This window comes from Phocaeicola intestinalis (assembly GCF_014837065.1).
In the GTDB taxonomy this organism is placed as follows: domain Bacteria; phylum Bacteroidota; class Bacteroidia; order Bacteroidales; family Bacteroidaceae; genus Phocaeicola; species Phocaeicola intestinalis.
In genome coordinates, this window is record NZ_JACSPP010000042.1 from 1 (window position 1) to 24789 (window position 24789).

Annotated in this window: 18 protein-coding genes; 5 read left to right on the plus strand and 13 right to left on the minus strand. The window is 43.3% G+C overall.

Annotated features, from left to right (window positions below):
• Positions 1 to 72 precede the first annotated feature (72 nt).
• The 5 genes from H9625_RS12185 to H9625_RS12205 form a co-directional block, all read right to left on the minus strand.
• The gene (locus H9625_RS12185; RefSeq protein WP_191764555.1) at positions 73 to 1221 is read right to left on the minus strand and encodes a zinc metalloprotease; all 1149 of its coding nucleotides are present in this window, start codon (positions 1219 to 1221) and stop codon (positions 73 to 75) included.
• A 112-nt stretch (positions 1222 to 1333) separates the two neighbouring features.
• A complete protein-coding gene (gene rpsA, locus H9625_RS12190) occupies positions 1334 to 3121 on the minus strand; it encodes a 30S ribosomal protein S1 (RefSeq protein WP_022041340.1) in 1788 nt (595 codons plus the stop codon).
• A gap of 112 nt (positions 3122 to 3233) precedes the next feature.
• A complete protein-coding gene (locus tag H9625_RS12195; RefSeq protein ID WP_022041339.1) occupies positions 3234 to 3938 on the minus strand; it encodes an SIMPL domain-containing protein in 705 nt (234 codons plus the stop codon).
• 127 nt (positions 3939 to 4065) lie between these two features.
• Positions 4066 to 4617 carry a GNAT family N-acetyltransferase gene (locus tag H9625_RS12200; RefSeq protein ID WP_022041338.1) on the minus strand — a complete coding sequence of 184 codons (552 nt, stop codon included), beginning with the start codon at positions 4615 to 4617 and terminating at the stop codon, positions 4066 to 4068.
• A gap of 165 nt (positions 4618 to 4782) precedes the next feature.
• Positions 4783 to 6072 carry a M64 family metallopeptidase gene (locus H9625_RS12205; RefSeq protein WP_191764557.1) on the minus strand — a complete coding sequence of 430 codons (1290 nt, stop codon included), beginning with the start codon at positions 6070 to 6072 and terminating at the stop codon, positions 4783 to 4785.
• Between the two features lie 131 nt (positions 6073 to 6203).
• Here H9625_RS12205 and H9625_RS12210 point away from each other — a divergent pair, with 131 nt between their 5' ends.
• A complete protein-coding gene (locus H9625_RS12210; RefSeq protein WP_022041336.1) occupies positions 6204 to 6680 on the plus strand; it encodes an Lrp/AsnC family transcriptional regulator in 477 nt (158 codons plus the stop codon).
• Positions 6681 to 6730: 50 nt separating this feature from the next.
• Here the strand turns inward: H9625_RS12210 and H9625_RS12215 are convergent, their stop codons facing one another.
• From H9625_RS12215 to H9625_RS12225, 3 genes are read right to left on the minus strand one after another with little or no spacing between them, the layout of a single operon-like run.
• Positions 6731 to 7012, minus strand: coding sequence for a DUF4834 family protein (locus tag H9625_RS12215; RefSeq protein ID WP_087405799.1), 282 nt, complete (start codon positions 7010 to 7012; stop codon positions 6731 to 6733).
• 58 nt (positions 7013 to 7070) lie between these two features.
• Positions 7071 to 7778 carry a CDP-diacylglycerol--serine O-phosphatidyltransferase gene (pssA, locus tag H9625_RS12220; RefSeq protein WP_191764559.1) on the minus strand — a complete coding sequence of 236 codons (708 nt, stop codon included), beginning with the start codon at positions 7776 to 7778 and terminating at the stop codon, positions 7071 to 7073.
• Between the two features lie 25 nt (positions 7779 to 7803).
• Positions 7804 to 8493, minus strand: coding sequence for a phosphatidylserine decarboxylase family protein (locus H9625_RS12225; RefSeq protein WP_022041333.1), 690 nt, complete (start codon positions 8491 to 8493; stop codon positions 7804 to 7806).
• Positions 8494 to 8688: 195 nt separating this feature from the next.
• On the opposite strand from H9625_RS12225, the gene dnaE reads away from it, so the two are divergent.
• The 4 genes from dnaE (at position 8689) to H9625_RS12245 (ending at position 15026) form a co-directional block, all read left to right on the plus strand.
• Positions 8689 to 12486, plus strand: a complete 3798-nt coding sequence (gene dnaE / locus H9625_RS12230; protein ID WP_087210126.1) for a DNA polymerase III subunit alpha — start codon at positions 8689 to 8691, stop codon at positions 12484 to 12486.
• A gap of 44 nt (positions 12487 to 12530) precedes the next feature.
• Positions 12531 to 12848 carry a thioredoxin gene (gene trxA / locus H9625_RS12235; RefSeq protein ID WP_087396894.1) on the plus strand — a complete coding sequence of 106 codons (318 nt, stop codon included), beginning with the start codon at positions 12531 to 12533 and terminating at the stop codon, positions 12846 to 12848.
• Positions 12849 to 13019: 171 nt separating this feature from the next.
• Positions 13020 to 13355: a hypothetical protein gene (locus H9625_RS12240; RefSeq protein WP_022041330.1), complete on the plus strand. Its 336-nt coding sequence runs from the start codon at positions 13020 to 13022 to the stop codon at positions 13353 to 13355.
• A gap of 171 nt (positions 13356 to 13526) precedes the next feature.
• A complete protein-coding gene (locus tag H9625_RS12245) occupies positions 13527 to 15026 on the plus strand; it encodes a S41 family peptidase (RefSeq protein ID WP_191764561.1) in 1500 nt (499 codons plus the stop codon).
• A gap of 20 nt (positions 15027 to 15046) precedes the next feature.
• On the opposite strand, the gene H9625_RS12250 is transcribed toward H9625_RS12245, so the two are convergent.
• From H9625_RS12250 to H9625_RS12270, 5 genes are all read right to left on the minus strand, one after another.
• Positions 15047 to 19225: a hybrid sensor histidine kinase/response regulator transcription factor gene (locus H9625_RS12250; protein WP_191764563.1), complete on the minus strand. Its 4179-nt coding sequence runs from the start codon at positions 19223 to 19225 to the stop codon at positions 15047 to 15049.
• A 17-nt stretch (positions 19226 to 19242) separates the two neighbouring features.
• Entirely contained in the window at positions 19243 to 20562 is a 1320-nt protein-coding gene (locus H9625_RS12255) for a family 43 glycosylhydrolase (RefSeq protein ID WP_087210117.1), read from the minus strand.
• A gap of 555 nt (positions 20563 to 21117) precedes the next feature.
• On the minus strand, positions 21118 to 21768 hold the full coding sequence (locus H9625_RS12260; RefSeq protein ID WP_087210114.1) for a DNA alkylation repair protein: 651 nt from the start codon (positions 21766 to 21768) through the stop codon (positions 21118 to 21120).
• Between the two features lie 292 nt (positions 21769 to 22060).
• Positions 22061 to 24022: a dipeptidyl-peptidase 3 family protein gene (locus H9625_RS12265; RefSeq protein WP_022041323.1), complete on the minus strand. Its 1962-nt coding sequence runs from the start codon at positions 24020 to 24022 to the stop codon at positions 22061 to 22063.
• A gap of 18 nt (positions 24023 to 24040) precedes the next feature.
• The gene (locus H9625_RS12270) at positions 24041 to 24511 is read right to left on the minus strand and encodes a helix-turn-helix domain-containing protein (protein ID WP_022041322.1); all 471 of its coding nucleotides are present in this window, start codon (positions 24509 to 24511) and stop codon (positions 24041 to 24043) included.
• Positions 24512 to 24789: the final 278 nt, after the last annotated feature.

A 24789-nucleotide genomic window follows, 5' to 3' on the forward strand; every position in this document is an offset into this window, starting at 1 on the left:
ATCGCCCAAAGCACACACGAAAACAGATACATCAAGCCAAGAAAAACTTTTTGGAGAAATTCAAAACAGCTTCTAAGCCTCCTGCGCCAGCAAGACTTCCATCAAGGCAATATCCATATTCACCTCCCCTTGCATGAGGTATTTCTCACGAAGGTTCACGACGCTGCGGTATATAGTTTCGGCCTTTTCCCTGTCGTTTTCCTGATACAAAGCCAGTGCGAAAAGTTGACGCTGTTTCGAAGAACTGACACGACTATATAGGTGAATATAACGCAGCAATTTATCAGTCGCAAGTTCACCGGTACGTTCCATCCTCCCAGTTACCAAAGCTGTAAAAAGCAGCTCAGCATCCGTTTCTTGTTGCAAAATACCTATCAGTTCGGAGCTATGGCTCTTGACATCTTCCAAAAGACGATAAGCGTCCTCCCACTCTTCCCGATCTAGCAGGCGGGACACATTCATCAGTCCGATTGTCGCTTGCAGAATGTCTTTGTAATCTATCGTTGCCGCATCTTGCTTGAACCATTCTTCGGGCATATCTTTCGGACGCATCCCTTCTTGTATCAGCGCATTTATACGAAGTTGCAATATCAGAGCATGCTTCGTTGCCGGATTATGTCTCAGCAAACGCAATGTATAAGCATCGTTCCCTATTCCACCCAGCTTCATCGGAACACCATTTGTCACTCCCAAAAACAATCCGATTATTACCCAAAACACCAGAAAAACCGATGACATGAAAGGCAAATCCTCCATCCACAATAAAAATCCCAAAGCCACAAGGGCAGTCAAAATGTTCATCATTACACCACCCATGTTATATCCGCATACCGGAATCTCTTCCTCAGGCCTATCAGGCGGAGCCAACAAGCATTGCCCTCCGGTACCTGCCACACTGAAACGTTTCAAGACCCATTTACCATCCTTGCGTATCCACGTGAAATTAAAGATACGGAACGACACGAAACGATACCCCGAAGCCAATCCGCATATCAGGTGTCCTGCCTCGTGTAAAGTAACCTGCAAGAATAGGGTTATCAGAAAAAAGCATATAAACAAGAGTGGGAAACCAATAACTTCTGCTATATGCAGTCTGAAGAGTTTCCCGAAAAACGCAGCCAAAGTCATATCGGTAAACAGGGCTATACCTGCTCCACTTACCATCACCCCCAATAAAATTCCTATAAGGAACATGCCTACCAGTTTCAATGCCTGTTTCATAGATATGAAGATTATTTTTCTGGAGCAAAAATAACACATTTTCCAAGAACTTCAGCCAATAAAAAAGGGATATACCCAAAAGCATATCCCTTTTTCTGATATAAAGAAGAAATTATTTATTGTTCTTTCCTTCCAACTGTTCCTTCAATGCTGCCAAAGCATCGATATCACCCAAAGTAGTAGAAGCAGCCTGGTTCTGAATCATCGGAGTTTCTTCCTTCTTAGCTGCACGCTTAGCTTTCTTTTCTGCCTTTTCTTCTGCTTTCTGAGCATCTTCGAAGATACGGCTGTGAGACAAGATAATGCGTTTAGCGTCCTTATTGAATTCGATGACCTTGAACGGAAGCTTTTCATCGAGCTGAGCTTGAGATCCGTCTTCTTTTACCAGGTGTTTCGGAGTTGCGAAACCTTCTACACCGTAAGGCAATGCGATAACGGCACCCTTATCCAGCATTTCGATGATGCGTCCTTCGTGTACCGAACCTACTGTAAATACGGTTTCGAATACATCCCACGGATTTTCTTCCAATTGCTTGTGACCCAAGCTCAGGCGACGGTTTTCCTTGTCGATTTCCAGAACTACTACATCGATGTCTGCACCGATCTGAGTGAATTCTGACGGATGTTTGATTTTCTTCGTCCAAGACAGGTCAGAGATGTGAATCAGTCCGTCTACACCTTCTTCGATTTCTACGAATACGCCGAAGTTGGTGAAGTTGCGTACCTTAGCCGTGTGCTTAGAGCCTACGGGGTATTTCTCTTCAATCGTTTCCCATGGATCCGGTTTCAGCTGCTTGATACCCAAAGACATCTTGCGTTCGTCGCGGTCGAGTGTCAGGATAACGGCTTCGATTTCATCGCCTACCTTCATGAAGTCCTGAGCCGAACGCAAGTGTTGCGACCAAGACATTTCTGATACGTGAATCAGTCCTTCTACGCCCGGAGCGATTTCAACGAATGCTCCGTAATCAGCCATAACGACAACTTTGCCTTTCACATGGTCGCCTACCTTCAAGTTCGGATCGAGGCTGTCCCATGGATGCGGAGTCAGTTGCTTCAAGCCCAAAGCGATGCGTTTCTTTTCGTCATCGAAGTCGAGGATAACTACATTCAGTTTCTGATCCAACTGAACGACTTCATGCGGATCGCTTACACGGCCCCACGACAAGTCGGTGATGTGGATCAAACCGTCTACGCCGCCCAAGTCGATGAATACGCCGTAAGAAGTGATATTCTTGACAGTACCTTCCAGTACCTGGCCTTTTTCGAGCTTGCTGATGATTTCTTTCTTCTGTTGTTCCAGTTCGGCTTCGATAAGCGCCTTGTGCGAAACAACCACATTCTTGAATTCCTGATTGATTTTTACAACCTTGAATTCCATCGTCTTGCCTACGAACACATCGTAGTCGCGGATAGGTTTCACATCGATTTGCGAACCCGGCAAGAATGCTTCGATGCCGAATACGTCTACAATCATACCGCCTTTCGTACGGCACTTGATGTAACCCTTGATAATTTCTTCGTTTTCGAGTGCTGCATTGACACGGTCCCAAGAGCGTGTAGCACGCGCTTTCTTGTGCGACAAGATCAGCTGGCCTTTCTTGTCTTCCTGGTTTTCGATGTACACTTCTACAGTGTCGCCCACCTTCAGGTCGGGATTGTAGCGGAATTCGCTCAGCGGGATGATGCCGTCTGACTTGTAGCCGATGTTCACTACAACCTCACGTTTGTTCATTGCGATTACGGTACCGTCAACCACCTCATGGTCGCCTACCTTGTTCAAGGTGTTGTCATAAGCCTTTTCTTGTTCTTCTTTGCTTATGCTTGATGCTGACTCACCGCTCTCATAAGCATCCCAATTGAAATCTTCAATGGGCTTTACGTCTTTTAAGTTTTCCATTAAGTTTAAATAATTGTTTTGTAAATAACTAATTGTGTTAGACTTTATATTGATCTAAATCGGGTGCAAAGGTATAACAAATTCCTGAAAGTGAAAACTTTTAACCGTTTTTTTAATCCTCCAGCGAATATTCTATTGTCGTAACCACTCGCACCTTCTTTATATAAGGAGTATTGGCATCGCGGTCGCTGATGCTGAACTGCCCCTGACTGGCATGTCTGATCTTGCCCAGTTCGCTTTCTGAATCTTTGGCAAACTTTTCGGCTGCCTCACGGGCATTCTTGGTAGCTTCTTCTATCATGCCCGGCTTGATTTTGTTCAGACTGGTATATTCGTATGACACATTATACCGATAGTCGCCTCCCGTGATGGCAATCCCACGTTTCAGTAATTCTCCCTGTTCGCTGATAAGCTTACGCACCAGGTCCACCTTCATCGAAGTAACGGTGATAACCGAAGTCACATTATAACGGTACGGTGTATCATTATTATTACTATACCGTTCCGCCTTCAGGTCGATGATTTCAGGAGCATTGACACTGATTTCCGTTTCGGCAAGTCCTTTTTCCTTCAGAAATTCCAAAATCGTCTGGTTCGAGCGTTTGATGTCATCATACAATGCTCCCAAGTCATTCCCCAAGCTCTTGTATACCAGAGGCCACGTCACCTTGTCGGCTGGAACCTCCATTTCGGCTAGTCCTTTCACGTTTACACTGCGGTCTTTTTGAGCAAATTCGCTAAATCCGTTTTTAATAAACACTCCCAACAAAAGCATACCTACAGCCAGTATAATGGCTTCCATTCTCCAGTTTTTCATACTCTTTCCTTTTAATTAAACGTTTGGTCTCTATACTGATTAAGAACAGGCAAGATACTAATAAATATGCAATATTCAAGTATCTTGCCTGTTAAATAAAACAATCAGAAGAAGAGAAATGTTCGCCCTACACCTTTACTCCGTACACATTCCGATAAATTTCGTCACGTATCTGCGGATAATATGAGTCTATCTCGTCGGCACCTGCATACATCAAGTAAAGCGGCAACCCTTTTCCTCCTGCCCGATAAGGGGGCTGATAATAATCCTGCATACATAAGCTAAAGCCGCAACGTTGGTAGAAACCGATACGACGCCGGCTCATCTCGTCATCAGGTCTTTCCACTTCCAAGACAATGACACTCCCTGCAAACTGCATCTTCAGTGCCTCCATAACCTGACGCCCATAACCACGGTTACGAATCTGGGGCGAAGTGGCAAGATGCTCGGCGTAATAAAAACCGTCCAGTTTCCATACGGTAATCACACCGATAAGTTCTTCTTTTCCGTTCTCATCCTTATCAGTCAGCAGATAACAATGAAACCGTTCGTTATAGTCCGTGTTCCAGCGTTGCCCCTCATCGTCACGGCGTTCTTCTTCGGGAAAAGACAGATGCAGCAATTTTTCTACAAAAGGGTAATGAGGATGCTGGGTGTTTATACGTGTAAAAACAAGCATAAGATTTTAAGTTTGTGAGTTTATAAGTTTGTGAGTTTATAAGTTTGTGAGTTTATAAGTTTGTGAGTTTTTAAGTTTGTGAGTTTTTTACATCATGTGCGGTATATCTCTACTATGATGACATCCACAAAATACACAATGCCACGAGACGTGTGATTGTCCTCTTTATTCAGTATAAAAACGGATCAGACGTTCGAGCGCCCGTTCGCATACCGGACAGAAACAGGGAGCTTCGTTGATTTTCATCCGGCACTCAGTGGTAGGACGGTAAATGCCTTTTTTCGTATATCCGGCACCTTCGTAAACACCTACCTTGGTATAAATCTTTGCCGGATCGGTTTCCACCGGTGTAGGCACCGGAATACCTTCAGGCACCAGGTCTTTCCATTTGCTTCCGAAATCGACCAAGGTCGTGATATTAGGCTCCCACGGTTCTACCTCATAGGGATAAAGCGGACTGGGAGCCTCATCGTAGGCATACTCATCGGCAAGCCCTCCAAAACTATGCCCGAACTCATGCACCACCACGGGCTTGAACATAGCGTGATGAGCCGTCGTAAGCAAATAGGCGTTATAGATACCTCCGCCTCCATAGGTATCGGTATTGGCTAATATAATAATGTGTTCGTAAGGGATGCCGGCAAGCCAGTTATGCATTGCCTTCACCGAACGGGTCGTCAAGTAGCGGTCGGAATAAAAAGTATCGAAGTGCGAACTGACTGCCGTATTCTTCCACTCGTTCTTCCGAGGAATGCTGACCCCACTATCTTGTGAAACCGATTCTACCGCGACAACATTGAATTTATGTTTCAGCCGCTTGAATGGCTCGTGAGAAAAAATAGCCTCGCAAGCGTCTTGCGCATCCTTATAAAAAAGCTCCATCTCATCCGATGTATAGCCTTCGGCAAGGATAGCGATATCGATACACGCATCCGAAGCTCCATTCTGAAGCAAATAACGGTGTGGCGTGATTTGAGAAGTACCTCTCTGGTGGATAAGAATGTCTTCCGGATTGACTTCATGCTTCAGCACGGCACAAGGCTGATGCCGGACATCCTTCAGACGGACGGTCACAATAGCCGGATATTTAGGATATGGCAACAAGAAGGTATTCTCAAAACCACGTGTAAGCTGCTGTGCCTCTTTCTCACCCAGCCATTCCTGAAACAAACTGGAAAAGGAAGTACGATAAATCACTTTGCCACTCGCCTTGTCAACCATCGTGATATCCCCATTCCCTTCCAAGGGAAGACGATCGAGCGCATGTCGCCTCCCCGCCCATCCGGGAAGTGAAACCAATTCATCAAGGCTGATGACCTGCTTGCTGGCATCTCCATTGAACAAATAATCAACACGAAGTGTTTTGTCGATGAAATAGTCATCGAAACTTTGGGCCTCTGCTCCATTCCACCAAAAGAGCAAAGCCAAGAGTGTAAACATAATTCTTTTTCTCATGACGCATCTGTTTTTAGTACGCAAAGATAAGACTATCTGGCAAATTCATGCTAAAAACTTGAGAAAAGTTAGTCACATATAGGCATTTGAAAGAAAAATCATTATATTTGTATCAAACTAAAATAAAATAAATGGGACATCATCAATTAGACAAATTAGACGAACAGATTCTGCGATTAATAGCAGATAATGCACGTATTCCGTTTTTAGAGGTCGCCCGAGCTTGCAATGTATCGGGTGCAGCCATTCATCAGCGCATTCAAAAGCTGACCAATCTAGGTATCCTGAAAGGTTCCGAGTTTATTATAGATCCAGAAAAAATAGGTTACGAAACGTGTGCCTATATCGGTCTGTATCTGAAAGACCCTGAACAATTCGATTCAGTAACGGAAGCGTTGAAACTCATTCCCGAAGTTGTGGAATGCCACTTTACAACCGGACAATATGATTTGTTTATTAAGATTTATGCAAAAAACAACCACCATCTCCTTAACATCATCCATGACAAGCTACAGCCTTTAGGTCTTTCGCGCTCGGAAACCATCATCTCGTTCCGCGAAGCTATCAAACGGCAAATGCCTATCCAGGATCTGGTAGAAGAAGAATAAAATGAAAAATGAAGAATGAAGAATTCTCCTCCGCAGGTATTCTTCATTCTTCATTTATCTTTGATTTCCTCAAAATCAATGTATTCCCCCTCATCGCTATCAAAAACCTTCTTACGGCGCCGGGAATCCTTATCCGAATATTGCGATTCGTCATCACGACGTGTATCTTCTGCATAGGTCGTACGTTGCCGATAAGTGTCTTCGGCAGTACCGCTCCGTGTCATCTTACGTCCAAATCCGAATATCGTGCGGACAATTTTAGACAATAATACCAGCCCGATAATCAAGATTACCAGAACGAAGAAAAACAAAAATCCTAAAATATGAAACATAAGCTATTGGCTTTTGGTTTGTTTTTATCATACAACAACCGTGCCACCGATTGTCTCTTTATGATTTTTTACGGAAAAGCAAAGACAAGATAACATACCAGATGATAACAGCTGCAAAACCACTCCACTGGAAAATCAAGAATAAAGGTATGCAGCCAATCAAAAAGATATAACTCACCTTATTATGCTGCCATGACAAATCTTTAAACTTAAGTGAAAACATCGGCAATTCAGCTACCAACAGAAGTGACATTACCACAACCAGTACAAACAAATACACGGCATTAAAATGAGGCGAAGTAAGAAAGGCATGCTCGCCTGTCACCAGCGAACCCCAGAACAAAGCATTGGCAGGAGTAGGCATACCGATAAACGAACTGGTCTGGCGTGTATCAATATTGAATTTGGCCAAACGTAGCCCCGAGAATACAGCAACCAGAAATGCCGTATAAGGCAATACCGGACGCAGGATCTGGATAAAATCGGGATAATGCACCTCCTGAAACAAGGCAAAAGCAATAGCTGCAGGCGCCAGACCGAAAGTAATATCATCGGCCAGCGAATCCAATTCTTTACCGATAGGAGACGAGACATGCAGTAAACGTGCCACCATACCATCGAAAAAGTCAAAAGCCGCACCGATGATAATGAAAACAAACGCCCATACATAATTGCCCTGAAAAGCCATGCATGAGGCAATGCAACCCGAAAACAAGTTGCAACAAGTCAGTGTATTCGGAATGTTCCGAATCATTGCATTGGCCATTTCTGTTCCTCCTTCCTTTAATTCTTTATTTCAGTTTGGCGATAACCGTCTGATTACCGACCGTTTTCTGCCCCATCCGCACACAAATTTCTGTACCTAAAGGCAGATAGACATCCACCCGGGAACCAAACTTGATGAATCCCATATGCTCGTCTATATAACATTCTTCTCCCACTTCAGCATACGTAACGATACGTCGCGCCACAGCTCCTGCTATCTGGCGTGCCATGACCGTATGTCCTTCAGGTGTTTCAATCACAATGGTCGAGCGTTCGTTTTCGGTACTTGCCTTCGGGAGCCATGCTTTCATAAACCGTCCTTTCTGATGGGAAACATGCTTCACGGTTCCATCTACAGGATACCAGTTGGCATGTACATTAGTGATACTCATAAAAATAGAAACCATCAGCCGGCGGTCGTGAAAATATTCATGCTCGTCCACCTCTTCTACCACCACCACCTTTCCATCGGCAGGTGCAACGACAATTTTCTCCGTATCCTTATTAAAAAGACGTATCGGACAACGGAAAAAGTTGACCATCATCGAATACAAAAAAAGACTGGCTAAAGCCACGATATAAAAAGGCCATTTACACTCCAGCCCCCAATAAAGAGCTATATTTATAATAAGGAGTATGATGGCAGCGCTCACCAAGATATGGGTTCCTTCCTGATGCAGCCTAATCTTCTTTATCTTTTTTCTTATCTTATTCATACTTGAAACAATGGGTCACACTTTTATTTATCGTGCAAAAATAAAGTTAATTTATCTACCCTGCAAATAAACAACGTTCAGAATTGTGACTTTCTTTCTTTTTTTCATAAAATTCTGCCTTCTTTACAACTTTGTCTTTTGATTCTTCGCATAAACTCGGTATCTTTGGGCTGATTTTACCATATAAACTGAATTATGCAGGATTTTGTTCATTTACATGTTCACACTCAATATTCTATTCTGGACGGGCAAGCATCCATTACCCGCCTGGTAGACAAAGCCATCGGAAATGGTATGAAAGGTATTGCCATTACTGACCATGGTGATATGTTCGGTATCAAAGAGTTTTTCAATTATGTAAATAAGAAAAACGGAGCCACAAACGGAGAAATAAAAGACTTGAAGAAAAAAATAGCCGGACTGGAAAGCGGAAAGACAGAATCGGAAAACGTAGAAGCCGATTTGGCAACCTGCCGCGAACAACTGGAAGCTGCCCAAAAAAGATTGTTCAAACCAATTATCGGATGCGAAATGTACGTTGCACGCAACCGGCTGAGCGATAAAAACGGTAAACCCGACCAAAGTGGTTATCACCTGATTGTACTTGCCAAAAACCTGCAAGGTTATCACAACCTTATCAAACTGGTATCGAAAGCCTGGACAGAAGGATTCTATATGCGCCCCCGCACCGACCGGGCAGAACTTGAAAAATATCATGAAGGACTGATTGTTTGTTCTGCCTGTCTGGGAGGAGAAGTACCACGACGCATCACTGCAGGACAGTTTGCCGAAGCAGAAGAAGCTATACAATGGTACAAGAATCTGTTTGGCGATGATTATTATCTGGAGTTGCAACGCCATAAAGCTACTGTGCCACGCGCCAATCACGAAGTCTATAAATTGCAGGAAACGGTCAACAAGAAACTTATCGAGTATGCAAAAAAATACGATATCAAGCTGGTCTGCACCAACGATGTACATTTTGTTGACGAAGAAAATGCTGAAGCACACGACCGGTTGATATGCCTGAGCACAGGCAAAGACCTGGACGACCCTAAACGCATGCTTTACACCAAACAAGAGTGGATGAAGACGCGCGAAGAGATGAACGCCATCTTCAGCGATGTGCCCGAAGCACTGGCCAACACCTGTGAAGTATGCGATAAGGTTGAATTTTATTCAATAGACCATGCTCCGATTATGCCGACTTTTGCCATTCCGGAAGATTTCGGTACAGAAGAAGAGTATCGTAAAAAATATACTGAAAAAGACCTGTTCGACGAATTCACGCAAGACGAAAACGGGAACATTGTCATGAGTGAAGCCGATGCCAAAGCAAAAATAGACCGACTGGGAGGTTACGAAAAATTATACCGTATCAAACTGGAAGCAGACTATCTGGCAAAACTTGCTTACGAAGGTGCCCGCCGACGCTACGGTGATGAGCTGAGCGAAGAAGTAAAGGAACGTATCAAATTCGAACTGCACATCATGAAAACCATGGGTTTCCCCGGATACTTTCTGATTGTGCAAGACTTCATTTCGGCCGCACGTAATCTGCTGGATGTTTCCGTTGGACCCGGACGTGGTTCAGCGGCAGGTTCGGCTGTAGCATACTGTCTGGGCATTACACAAATTGACCCTATCAAATATGACTTGCTGTTTGAACGTTTCTTAAATCCTGACCGAATCTCATTGCCTGATATTGACGTCGATTTTGACGATGATGGTCGAGGACGCGTTTTAAACTGGGTAACAGAAAAATACGGACAAGAGAAAGTAGCACATATCATCACTTATGGAACCATGGCTACCAAACTTGCCATCAAAGATGTTGCACGAGTGCAAAAGCTTCCTCTTTCCGAGTCTGACAGGCTATGTAAACTGATACCCGACAAGATTCCAGACAAAAAACTGAATCTCCCGAATGCCATTGCTTATGTCCCCGAACTGCAGGAGGCAGAGGTTTCTCCGAACCCAATCCTGCGTGACACAATCAAATATGCAAAGATGCTGGAAGGCAATGTACGCAATACAGGGGTACACGCATGTGGTACAATCATCTGCCGCGATGACATCACCGACTGGGTGCCAGTAAGTACAGCTGATGATAAAGAAACCGGCGAGAAGATGCTGGTGACTCAATACGAAGGGTCTGTTATCGAAGAAACAGGACTAATCAAGATGGACTTCTTAGGTCTGAAAACCCTGTCTATCATCAAAGAAGCCCTTGAAAACATCCGTCACAGCAAGGGAATACAACTGAATATAGACGAAATTCCGATTGACGACCCTGCTACCTATAAATTATATAGCGACGGACGGACCATCGGTACATTCCAGTTCGAGTCCGCCGGTATGCAGAAATATCTCCGTGAACTTCAGCCTTCCACTTTTGAAGACTTGATTGCCATGAATGCCCTGTATCGTCCGGGACCGATGGACTATATTCCAGACTTCATCGACCGGAAACACGGACGGAAGCCAATAGAATATGACATTCCTATCATGGAAAAGTACCTGAAAGATACTTATGGCATTACAGTATACCAGGAGCAGGTGATGCTGCTCTCACGCCTGCTTGCTGATTTTACACGAGGCGAATCGGATGCCCTGCGTAAAGCAATGGGAAAGAAATTGCGTGACAAGCTGGATCACATGAAACCCAAATTTATCGAAGGGGGAAAGAAAAACGGACACGACCCGAAAACCCTTGAAAAGATTTGGGCTGACTGGGAGAAATTCGCTTCGTATGCATTCAACAAATCGCACGCTACATGCTACTCGTGGGTAGCCTACCAGACTGCTTATCTGAAAGCCAATTATCCGTCTGAGTACATGGCAGCAACCATGAGCCGGAACATTTCAAATATCACCGAAATTACCAAACTGATGGATGAATGTAAGGCTACAGGCATCAATGTACTGGGACCGGATGTAAATGAAAGTAACCTGAAATTCTCGGTAAACTACCACGGAGACATCCGGTTCGGACTAGGTGCCATCAAAGGAGTAGGCGAATCAGCTGTACAAAGCATTTTGTCAGAACGGGAAAAAAACGGACCGTTCAAAAACATCTTCGATTTCGTGCAACGTGTCAACCTGTCGGCTTGCAACCGCAAAAACATTGAAAACCTGGCATTGGCAGGCGGGTTTGATAGCTTTACAGATATCAAACGTGAAGATTTCTTTATGAAAAACGCCAAAGAAGAAACGTTCACCGAAGTACTGGTACGTTATGGTAACCGGTACCAGCTGGACAAAGCAGCTACGGCCAATTCTCTGTTTGGTGGTACCGAAGAAATAGAAATAGCAACTCCGGAAATCATTTCCGCACCGACATGGAGCGATTTGGAACGCTTGAATAAAGAACGTGAACTGGTAGGTATCTACCTTTCCGCCCATCCGCTTGACGAATATGCTGTCATACTGGAAGATGTATGCAATACGCACATGATACAACTGGCAGACCTGACACCACTGCAAAATCATGACCTGACCATGGGAGGTATCGTTACTGGTGTACGCGAAGGATATACCCGTACAGGAAAACCCTATGGCATAGCCAAAATAGAAGACTACTCAGGAACAGGTGAATTTGCATTTTTCGGCAACGAATGGGTAGATAAAAAGAACTTTTTTGTAGAAGGTATGTTCCTTTATCTAAAAGGTAAATGCCAGCCCAAGCAATGGAAACCTGACGAATGGGAAATAAAAGTCAACACCATTGAACTGCTACCAGACGTAAAAGACCGGCTGATAGAAAAACTGACCGTAACAGCTCCACTGTCTGCTATTAATGACGAAATGATTATGGAATTGGGGTCTATGGTAAAAGACAGTCCGGGAAATACCGAATTATACTTCTTCATCCGCGATGAAGACGGACAAATGTTTGTCAACTTGCTTTCACGCACATTGAAGATTGAAGTACATAAAAACCTAGTAAATTATTTAAAAACCCAACCTTTGTTGGACTATAAAATAAATTAGTATATATTTGCGTAGATATTTTGATAACAATAAACATTTGAATTATGGCACTGACAATTAAAGATGACAATTTTGATGCAATCGTAGCAGAAGGAAAACCGGTAGTATTGGACTTTTGGGCAACATGGTGTGGACCTTGCCGCCAGATTGCCCCGTATATTGAAGAACTGGCCGAAGAATACAAAGACACTGTAAACATCGGTAAATGTGATGTGGACGAAAATTCAGACCTGCCCGGACAGTTTGGAGTTCGTAATATTCCAACCGTACTTTTCATCAAAGATGGTAAAGTCGTTGACAAACAAGTAGGAGCTACTACAAAAGCCGCTCTGAAAGAAAAAGTAGAAGCTTTGTTGAAGTAATTTCTTCAAAAGTAAATATCATTAATCTTAAATATGAATATCCGCAATCTGCCCCATTCTGAAACAAAGGCTAAAGTTGTATTTATCCTACAAAAGATACAAGGCTAATACCAAATAGCACCTGACAGATTGACAAAATGCGGATATTCATTCTAAAAAAAGAACTGAACTATGGGAATGGATGACAATTTCTTGTTGGAAGATGAAGACGATGAAAAGACCATCGCATTCATCAAGAATTATTTGCCGCAAGATTTAAAAGGCAAATTCTCGGATGACGAACTGTATTATATGCTCGACTTGATAGTAGATTACTATACAACCAGCGGCTGTTTGGATGCTCAACCCGATGAAGAAGGATACATCAACATCGACCAGGATGAAATTGTAAACTACATAGTCGGTGAAGCCAAGAAAGACGGAATGGGTCCTTTCGACCCTGATGATGTATTTTTCGTGGTGCAAGGCGAAATGGAATACGGTAACTCATTGGGAGAAGTAGAATAAACACTTATCCCTTACCTCTTATAAATCCACAAAGACATACACCAATGTCTTTGTGGATTTTTTATTCACCATTCACTTTATTTCCTACAAAATGTTGCCCGTTCTGCTTTTTTTGTTACTTTTGCACAATTAGTTCAATATTAGGACAACATTAAACACACAAAAGACTGTATGAAAAAAGCACTTTTAAAAATCCTTTTTCTGCTGGCAGGGAGCTGTATATGGACAGCCTGCTCTGATGATACGCCCGACCAGACACCAGAAACGACAACAATAAGCAATGAAATCTATTATGCCAACAAATTAGGCAAAGACATCTTGAGTACATATTATTATTGGAATAAAAATATCAACGATGACCTGGAAGCATGGAATATCGAAACCAATGAAGACCCTATTGAAACTGTAGATAAAATCAGATACCACGAAGGCGACAAGTATATCGATAAATGGACCATGATGACCGATGATATGGATTCGTTTACCAGCAGCGTAGGCGGTGTGTCCACAACATTCGGATGGAACCTGACCGTTTACCTGGTGTCTGACGACAACCAATGTATCGGTGTAATCAATTATGTATCAGCAGGAAGCCCTGCAGAAAAAGCCGGACTGAAACGGGGAGACATCCTTTTATGGATAAACGGACAAAACATTACAACAGACAATTATCAAGAACTTTATTACGCTTCCTCGCTGACCGTTGCACTTGCAGAAATAGATTGGGAAAGCTATTCGATTACCGCTTCGGGCAAAGAAGTAGAACTGACAGCCACAACCCTGTATGAAAATCCGATATTATGCGATACGGTCTACGAATTCAACGGCAAAAAAGTGGGCTACCTGGCTTATGCCAGTTTCGACCTGATTGCTATCCCTGAACTGGTAGAAATCGGCAAGAAATTCAAAAGCGAAAACATTTCCGAACTGATACTTGACCTGAGATATAACGGCGGAGGATATGTCATAACCGAAAACGTCCTGGCATCAATGTTTGCCCCACAAGCTGATGTAGAAGCGAAAAAAATATTCGAAAAAGAAACTTACAATGATTATCTGACAGAAATATACCGCCAAGAAGGCATCAACCTGGAAACACGCTTCACTACAGAATATAACTATGATGATATTAACCTGCACATAAGTACCAAAGACGCCAACATCGGGTTAAAGAAAATATACGGAATCATTTCTTCCGGCACAGCCTCAGCATCCGAAGCTCTGCTAAGCGGACTAATGCCTTATATGGACATAGAACTGATAGGTACGGCCTCACATGGCAAGTATTGTACCGGATTGATGCTAAGTGGTGAAGATACATACCAACGCTGTCCGGAAGAAATCAAAAATTGGGGCGTATATATTATGGTCAGCATTTACCAAAACGCCAATGGAGAAACGCCCTGTATGCCCGACGGACTACAACCCGATGTAACGGTAGAAGACAATCCGATGCTTCCTTACCAACTAGGCGATGTAAACGAACCTTTGCTGCAAGCAGCATTACTCCGTGCCGGACGTAAATACGAAAACCTCTCAACAAGAAGCCACAGCCAACTTCCTTTGTATCCAAGTTTGCCTATGCCTCAAAAAGCCACATTCGGAAAACGGATTCTTCTTCCTCCGGCGGCTATAAAACATTCCGACACGATAATGCCCGATATACAATAAGCAGACATCTGCCGCTTTCGTCAAGTCTTGACGAAAGCGGTGGGGGTCTGTCCATATTGACGGACAAAAACCCTGGTAAAATATTTCGGATCGTTAAAACCAACCTTATAAGCTACCTCAGACACAATTACATTACTACTATTTTCCAACAACAACTTCGCTTTCTGCAAACGGTAAACCTGCAGGAAACGTACAGGCGAAAGCCCTGTCAACGAAACCATTTTCTTATAGATGACTGCATAACTGACATGCAACATCTCCATCCACTCCTTTACGCCAAAATCAGAGTCAGCATAATTACGCTCCAATACTGCCAAAACTTCATTCATAAAAACCTTGTCTGGCTGGGCAAGGTCTTTCAACTCCGGCATAAATTCCTGCTCAACATCCGACCTACGTCGCTGTATCTCACGGTTTTTTATTACAGACTGAAGACAGGCCGACAAAACAGCCTCATCAAAAGGTTTGGTCAGATACCCATCAACGCCACTACCAAAACTTTCGGTCTGTGCTTCAGCGTCCGAATTGGCCGAAAGCAAAACAAAAGGAATATGTTTCAATGAACGGTCTGCACGTATTTTCCGACAAAAGGCAATACCGTCACATATCGGCATCATCAAATCGGAAAGAATCAAATCGGGTACCAGTTTGCATGCTAAATCATACCCCTGATTGCCGTCACTGGCCTCTGCCACATTATAAAACTTTTCAAGTATCACTTTTAAATAACACCGCATATCCGGATTATCCTCAACCAACAATAAAAGCGGCTTACTTCCATCTACCGGTACATAAGTTTCAGCATCATTACCCAATAATACAGGCTGCTGATGCATTACGGCATCCGGTTCTTTTTCGGCATCTGCCAATGTAACCGGGAAATAAAGCCGGAAAGCCACCCCTCGCCTATCCGAACTTTTAACTTTAATGACTCCACCCAACAAATTTACAATTTCTTTTACAATGTGAAGTCCGATTCCTGTATTCCGCTGCCCATATACCGAATAACGTTCTTGCCCTTTAATACTATAAAAACGATGAAATATGCGCTCGGTCTCTTCAGGCGGGATGTTACTCCCCGTATTTAAAACTGATAAATACAGCAACATCTTTCCCTCCTTATTCCTAAACTGGCAAGCATACAACGTAATCATTCCTCTTTCGGGAGTATGCTTGACTGCATTAGACAACAAATTGAACAGCACCTTGTGCAAATGCTCTTTATCGGAAGAAATAAAATCTGCCTTCAGACGAACCTTACAAGAAAAAATCAGATGATGCTCTTTCATCAATCCGGAAAAATCGGTTACAACAGCATTCAAAAAACGCCTGAAGTCAAAACATTCATAATTCAAGGTCAATTTCTTTGTATCAATCTTACGCAAATCTATCAGTTGTTCGACCAATGACAACAAATAACGGGCATTACGTAAGATAATTTGCAAACTTTCCTTTTGCTCTTTTCCGACAAGCTGACCTTCTAGTTGCTGGGCTGGTCCCTGAATCAATGTCAAAGGTGTCTTGAACTCATGTGCCATATTAGTAAAGTATGACAACTTCTCCCGATTTATCTCATCCATTTGTTTGGACATCGACACTATTTCATCCCGTTGCCGGATAATGGTTTCTCTCGAAGTCGTCAACTCGGTTATGGTCTGATGCAACTCTTGTGTACGTTCATCTATTTTCCTTTTCAATAGACGCTGAACATATTTTTGCCGGGAATTATATGCATAAACGGTATATCCCAATGCCAGTATAGCGACCAATGCCAGCAACGTATAAAACCATCCGGTACGGTAAAAAGGAGGATGAACTATTATCTTTAGCCGGGTCAGTTGCGATGACCACGTATTATCATGATTCGTACAGCGCATCTCCAACGTATAGGTTCCAGGAGACAGATTGGTATACCTTGCAATCCGGTTCATCAATCCGATATTGGGGGTTTTATCCAATTCAAGAATACGGTAAGTATAAAAAACCTTTTCCGGTTCCAAATACTCCAGACAACTGAAAGTCACTTCAAACGAATTCTGGGGCGGATACAGATGCAATTCTTGGGCATTGACAATACTCGATAAAAGATTGGTCTCATCCAGATAAGGCACCAAAGACCGTCCTCCAAAAGAAACATTGGTCAGCACCACCTTACGCTGCTCTGGCGCTGGAAAGTTCATAACCGGACAAAAGACCACCAACCCATCGGTAGTACCTAACAGCAAACGGTCATCCGAGGTCTTGCATCCTGAACGCCGATAAAACTGAGGCACCAACAATCCGTCTTCCTGATCAAACTTAAAAGCCCTCCGAGTAAGAATATCAAAAAAATAAACGCCTTTCAATGTACAAATCCACAAGTTTCCACTATCATCTGCGAATATACTTGAAATGCTTGTATCCGACAATCCACATCTCACATCGTAATTTTTAAACTTACACGCCGACAAAAGCCTTGCATCCTCCAATAAATAAATACCATTACCCTGACTACCCAAATAAATATCACCGTTCTGTGCCTCGAATATACATGTTATCCTCTCACTGACTGCATGCTCTGAAGCATCCAGCTTATACCGGTAATAAAAACATTCATAAGTATCCTGCGGATTTGCCAAATCAATAACCCCCACTCCATTGCCACCTATCCACAAGCGGGAATGCGAATCTACGAGTATGGTATGCATATTATACATTTCCTCTCCCGTATGGGTATAATAATGCAACTGACTGATAGCTCCCGAAGAAAAATCTAACAGATAAATGTAATTATTGCAGCAAATCCATAGCGAATTGCGTAGACTATCCAAAGCGATATCGTAAACATCATTCGACGGCAACTGAGTGGTAGATACATCATAATGTTCGAACACAGGAGCATCCAGACATTCTTTTGGCAACCGGTCAATTCCGCCACCTATGGTTGCTATCCAATAATTCCCTTCAAAATCCTGCACAATGCGTGATATATTATCATGCGACAAAGAACGGGAATCTCCAGGAACATGCCTGTAAAAACGAAAAGACCGGCTTCCTCTTCTACGGATAGCCAAGCCTCCATCGACCAGGCCAGCCAGAATATTTCCTTCATCGTCTTCTATCACCGTACTGATAACATTCGGACTGCCTTTTTCATACCCACGCAAAAAATAAGTGAATGAAATCCGTACCGGTGACAAAATATTGACCCCACCAAATTCTGTACCTACCCAAAATACATTATCGTCATCTACCCAGACCCGATTAATCAAATTATCATTCAACGACTGAGGAGCATCTCCCTTACCATACCTGGCAAAATGCCCACCCTGCCTGAGCACATTCAAACCATTGCGTGTACCTATCACCATATCGCCCGAAGTATTCCGGGTGATATCTGTTACAAAATCAGAAGACAAGCTTTCCGGGTCATCAGATGCATGGCGATAAGAAACAAACTTCATATTCTGTGTGTCACAACAATACAATCCACTCTGAGTGCCCAGCCACAAATAATCTCCATAAGCATAAGCACTGGTGAAAATCAGCTTCGAGACATCAAGTCCAGTCCACAAAGACGTCAATGCATAATACTGGGTTCCGGAAGAAGCAAAATGGAAGAGACACCCGTATCCGCCAGCCCATACCTCGTTACCGTGCTGGACCAATACACGGATATCTACATCCGATTTCAGAATCTGCACATCCTGGATATGCCGAAACTTATCCAGCCTGACATACACCAACCCGTCACTTTTCCCAATCCACAAATTCTCGAACTCATCAATTAAAATCGTCTGGACCGGCGAATGAAGTATCTCCTGATGTTCACCTGCATAATCCCGAAACGATTCAACCTGCTCACTTTCCAAATCAATGAACATTACTCCTGCCTCGGTCGCTACCCACAAATGCCCACTATTATCTTCGGTAATGTCATTAATATAGTTGCTTTCAATAACCCTTTCTTCCCAACCGGAAGATACAGAATAATGTTTGAATTCATAACCGTCATAACGGTCCAATCCGTTTGAAGTCCCTAACCATACAAAGTGGAAACGGTCTTGGTGAATGGCACGGATGGTATTGTCGCATAAACCTTCGTGCATCGTTACATAACGGTAATTAAAAGATGCAGAATTACTTTGGGCACATAAAATACCCCCAAAGGCTTCACCCAACAAACCAAGCACAACCAGCAACAAGGCAAGCGGCTTCATCCTATTCCTTTTATATATCATTCGAAACGTATCCAATCAACTTGCACATTTCTTCCCGACAACAAAGAAACACACAAATTATGAACCCCTTCTTGCAACCCGGTCAACGGCACCGTCAACGTCTGCCAACGTCCTACAGTAACAGGCACTTCTATATCAGCTATCACATGTCCATCGGCACAGACCTGTAACGTTCCACCCATCTCCGAACTTACCCGGGCACTCACCTTTTGCAACTTTCCATCGCCAAAATCCACCCGATGAAAAGTAACCCATGCACCTTCATGACTGAAAAATGTCTTCCACCCTTCGAATTTATCATCCTGATTCACATAATCAATAAAAACTCCTTCTTCACTTTTTGTGCTATAACGGTCTATCTGAATCAGGCTACGGGCATCCGCAATCCCGACTCCACGCAAGGTAGGAACCACTTGCCGGATAGTCCCGTCAGCATTAAAAAACAACGAGTCAATACATACCGAACGATTCTTGTCGAAATCCGGGCTATAATCATTATGGTGATAAAACAAATACCATTGTCCCTTATACTCCAACAACGAATGATGATTGGTCCAGCATCCTGTAGGCGACTGGTCCATGATGATGCCCTTATATTCAAACGGTCCCATCGGAGAATCACTCATTGCATAAGCCAGACACTCCGTTTTATCTTTTACCCATGGATAAGTCAGATAATACTTACCATTGCGTTCGAAAGCAAAAGGCCCTTCTTTAAACCCATCTTTCACATCGGCCACAAGTACTGGAGCCGAATCCAGTTCTGTCAGGTTATCCTTCAGACGAGCTACATTCAATCCTCTTCCCGACCAATACAGATAAGCCTGTCCGTCTTTATCCAATAACACACAAGGGTCAATCCCCTGTACCCCAGCTATCGGCTCGGCCAAAGGCTTGAATGGTCCAAACGGAGTATCGGACGTAGCTACACCGATACGGAAGCCTTTCTCACCCTTTGGACTGGCAGGGAAAAAGAAATAATACGTTCCGTTCTTATACACACAATCGGGAGCCCACATCGAATAAGAGCCGGCATCACCCCATGGCACATCTGACTGAGAAAGTACAACCCCATGGTCTGTCCACTTCACCAGATCCTCTGATGAAAACACATGATAATCTTCCATACAAAACCATTCCTGCAAACGTTCTACAGGACTAGGAATATCGTGCGAAGGATAAAGATACACTTTCCCTTCGAATACCCGGGCTGTAGGATCAGCCGTAAACTGTCCGGAAATAATCGGATTTTGCGCTACAAGTCCAGAGAATGCCCCCAAACACAGCAATAAGACAAACAACACTCTTTTATTCATAATACTAAACCCAACAATTCTAAATGATTCAACAAAGATACACAAATACCTATAATTATCATTCTTTTATCCGAACGAAAATCTTTCTATTCCGAATAAAAAACCGGGAATTTGTTTAAGAAATTGTTTTGAAATTATCGTGTATTGATTGGGGATGAGTTTTTGAGGCATTTCCGCTTGTGTAATGAGGAGGATAACGGGCTATCAGACGAATAAAACCGGAAAAACGAACCGGAAACAGATGCAAAAACTGAGATGTAATAATACATTAATTGAATATCCGCTATCAGCCCATCCCGATGAGTTGAAAACGCAGTAGTACTGCATTCGCTGATGAAGATATATTCAACTGCTGATGAAGATATATTCAACCGCGGATGGAGATATATTCAACCGCGGATGCAGTATATATTCATTTTTCAGGGGTATATATTGGCTGTTGGCAGACATGCATTTATTTAAAAAGCATCCCATGTAGGGGGCAAAATGCGGATATCCATATTTATTTATCATCGCCTTCGATACCTGTTTTTGCAGGTTGCATAAAACAGGCTCTTATCCAATATAGCTTTCGATTAATGCTCTCACTTCCGGCTTTTTCGATTTCAGACAAGTTGAGAGTTGTTTATGGATAAATTTCGCATTCGCATCAGACTGCTCTGCATATTTGCGTAAGGCAAGCGCGGCTGCCCGCTGTACTACAAGATATTCGCTTTCAACAGAGGTAAAAGCCTGGTCGATGAACTCTGCTTCGGCACGTTCGTTCAATACAAGTCCCCGCGACAGCAGGCGTGCCATCAGCAAGAAACCACACAAAAGGAAGTATTCGCGCTCATCTGCCATCCAGTGGAACACGACTTCCGCAGCATAAGGCAAACGCTGGAAAAGGTTCATCACTGTGTACTCTGCCAACTCGGGATAACGCATGTCTTCTATCCAGATATCGGCAATTTCAGGATAAAAAGTTTCCGTCGGCTGAAGCAACCCTGCCATAATCTTGCACTCCCGAATGTCTTCCTTCCACAAGGCTTGTGCCAAATCGTGGTCGGGAGTATATTCTGCCGCTATCTCCTTAATACGTGGGTACTCAATCCCGAAGTTAACTTTGTAATTCATCCCTTTCTCCCGCATGCTTTGCGATATGGGACCGTTCATAAACAAACGGAATTTTGATTTGATTTCTTTAAGTGTTTCGTGTAAGTCCATATTTCTTTTTTTGAATATCGGCATTTAGCCACAAAAAAGTTATAGTAGCACAAAAATGATTTGCGAAAAATCATTTGTCATGCTGAGTAGAGGGTGTATCAAAATCGGAATCAACTTTCATTTTGTCATCCTGAGTGCCTATTTCCTGCGGAAAACCCATTCGATTATGACATTACTTTTTAACAGTCGTTTTTTTTGATACAGCCTCCCTCAGGACAACAAAATAAAAGCCGTTTTATCTTTTGATACCCACCTTGAATGATATACCATGCGCTTCGTAATGGAATTTCTATTATTTCACATTCGCATACTCCCGGGCATAACGTAACATCTGTTCTGCATATCCCTCGGTATAAGATACCAGTACATCGGTCACCTTGCCTTCGGCATCGGTCTGTAAGGTATAAACGGGATTGACAAAACCTTTGTAAGGAGCCAAGTGCAGACGTTTGTAACGGCGTAACACCTCGGCATGGAGAATCGGGTCTACCTGTACTCCATACGTTTCCACCAACAGACGTGCCGCCTCGTAGTCGCCTTCGCTTTTAATGCGCTGCACTTCGGCGAGCAAGCGTCCGAAGAGTGTACGCAGATGGAGATAGTCGTTAATGCGTACATAGGTCTTTCCTTCGCGCACCACCATTTCGACCACCTTGTCTGTCTTTCCTTGTTCAAGTACCCAACGGGCTATCAGCTGACGATTCCGCATGTGTGCTTCTTCTACCGTATGACCTGGTTCTATCCGTACCAGCTGAGTCATCAGACCATTCATCATATACGAATAATACGCAGCCTTATAGGCTTCGGCATCGGGTAGCAGTCCCAATTCCAGCAGTTTGCTGTCGGCAAGGTAATACAGGCCGAACAAGTCGGCACGCGCCTCTTCAACCGTTGAGCCATATGCTTTCAAGGCATCGGCATCCACGCCTGGAAGCAGCTTGCCCGAACCATGCCCCAAGCATTCGTGCAGGTCGGTGTGCAAGTCGTCTGTAATGTCGGCATACTTGTCAAGCAGAGCCAGTTCGGTATCGCCATATACAAATTCCTCACGGAAACCGTTTCCTCTGGCGGCACGGTTGTATGCTTCGGTCAGGTTGCCGATAGTGACAGACTTTGAGCCATGCACGCTCCGTATCCAGTTCGAGTTAGGCAGGTTAATGCCAATAGCTGTTGACGGATACAAATCACCTCCCAAAATAGCAGCAGTAACGACTTTTGCCGAAACACCTTTTACGGATTTCTTTTTAAAACGTACATCAACAGGCGAATGATCTTCAAACCATTGTGCTTCGCCACTAATCAGTTCGGTGCGCCGTGTAGCCTCCAAATCCTTGAAGTCGACAATCGACTCCCAGCTTGCCTTCATCCCTAACGGGTCGCCATAACTCTCGATGAATCCGTTGACGAAATCCACCCGCGAACTAGTGTCCTTCAACCATGCAATGGAATATTCATCGAATGTATGCAGACTGCCCGTACGGTAAAACTCTATCAGCAGACGGATGACCTGGATTTGTTTTTCATTTTCTGCCACGGTCTCGGCTTTTTCCAACCAGTCGATGATACGCTCTATAGCTTCGGAATACATCCCGCCCACCTTCCAGACCTGTTCGGTAATCTGACCTTGTTCTTTCACCAACTTGCTATTCATTCCATACATTACCGGTTCGTCGGTACTTCCCAATGCTTTTTGTCTTGCATAGAAAGTTTCCGCCTCACTTTGCGTTACTCCTTCATAATAGTTCGCGGCAGAGGTCTGAACCAAATCTTCTCCATCTGTCTGATTAACCCGTTTAGGCATCACATCCGGAGAAAAAATTACCGGAAAGAGTTTATTGCACATAGCCTGTACATCTTCCTCTCCTGCAAGTGGCAATACCGACGGACTTACAGCATCAATAAGCATGGAAAGATAATCGGGTGAAAATCCCGGTACAAACTTGTCGCATGCATAATGATGATGAATTCCATTCGAGAACCATACGCGTTTCAGGTAAATTTCGAACAAACGGAATTCTTCCGTATCACGGTTTCCGTTGAAATGTACGTAGAGTGTTTCGAGCAAACGACGGATTTGCAAATTGTATTTCCCGTTTTGGTCGAACAAGATGTCACGTCCCTCCAATGCTGCCTCTGAAAGATAATACACCAGCATTTTCTGTCTCAAAGACAACTGTTCGAACCCAGGTACCCGGTAACGCAAGATTTGTAAATCCGCAAATTGCTCTACCGTATAAGAGAATGTTTCTTCCATGAATACATTTTTAGTTTCTTAAACTCCCCGTTTCCGTTTTCGGTAGCCATTCGGTGTCTCTCCTGTATTCTTATAAAAAGCTGCATAAAACGACTGCCGGTTCGAAAAGCCTACCATTGCGCTGATTTCTTCTACATTTTTATCTGCATAGCGCTTGTCTACCAGCAAATGCAATGCTTCTTTAATCCGGTATTCGTTCACCAGACACGAATAATTCATACCAAAACGGGAATTAATTACTGCCGATAAATAACGGGTGTTGGTCTTTAATTCCTTTGCCAAGTCTTTTGCCGAATAATTGGGGTCTTTGTACTTTTTCTGTACGACCAAAATATTCAGAACCTTATCATACAATTCATCCGCAAGTTCTGCCCGGATCATATCGCGATAGGCAGCTTCCTTAATCTTGCGTTCACGCACATTGTAAGGCTTCCTCACGGAGACTTCTTCTTTACGTTCTACTTCTTCTAGTTGATTATTTTCCCTCATCTGTCTTTTAAAATAATAAGTGTAATTTTATTGAATAGTTGCAATTATACAAATTACGTAAGTTTTTTTCTATTCTACAACATATTTAGCTGCTTATTTTTGAATTATGCCATTTTTTTTATTTATTTATGCCAATCGGGAGTAAAAAGGGAGTCAGAAGAAGTTATCGCCCGCCGGGCAGCTGGAAGTTAGAAGCTAATACTTCGGGGTTCGGTTTCAGAAGCAGGACTATTGACCTTTCTAGTAGTACCAAATTGACTTGCAAAAAAACTCTGAGG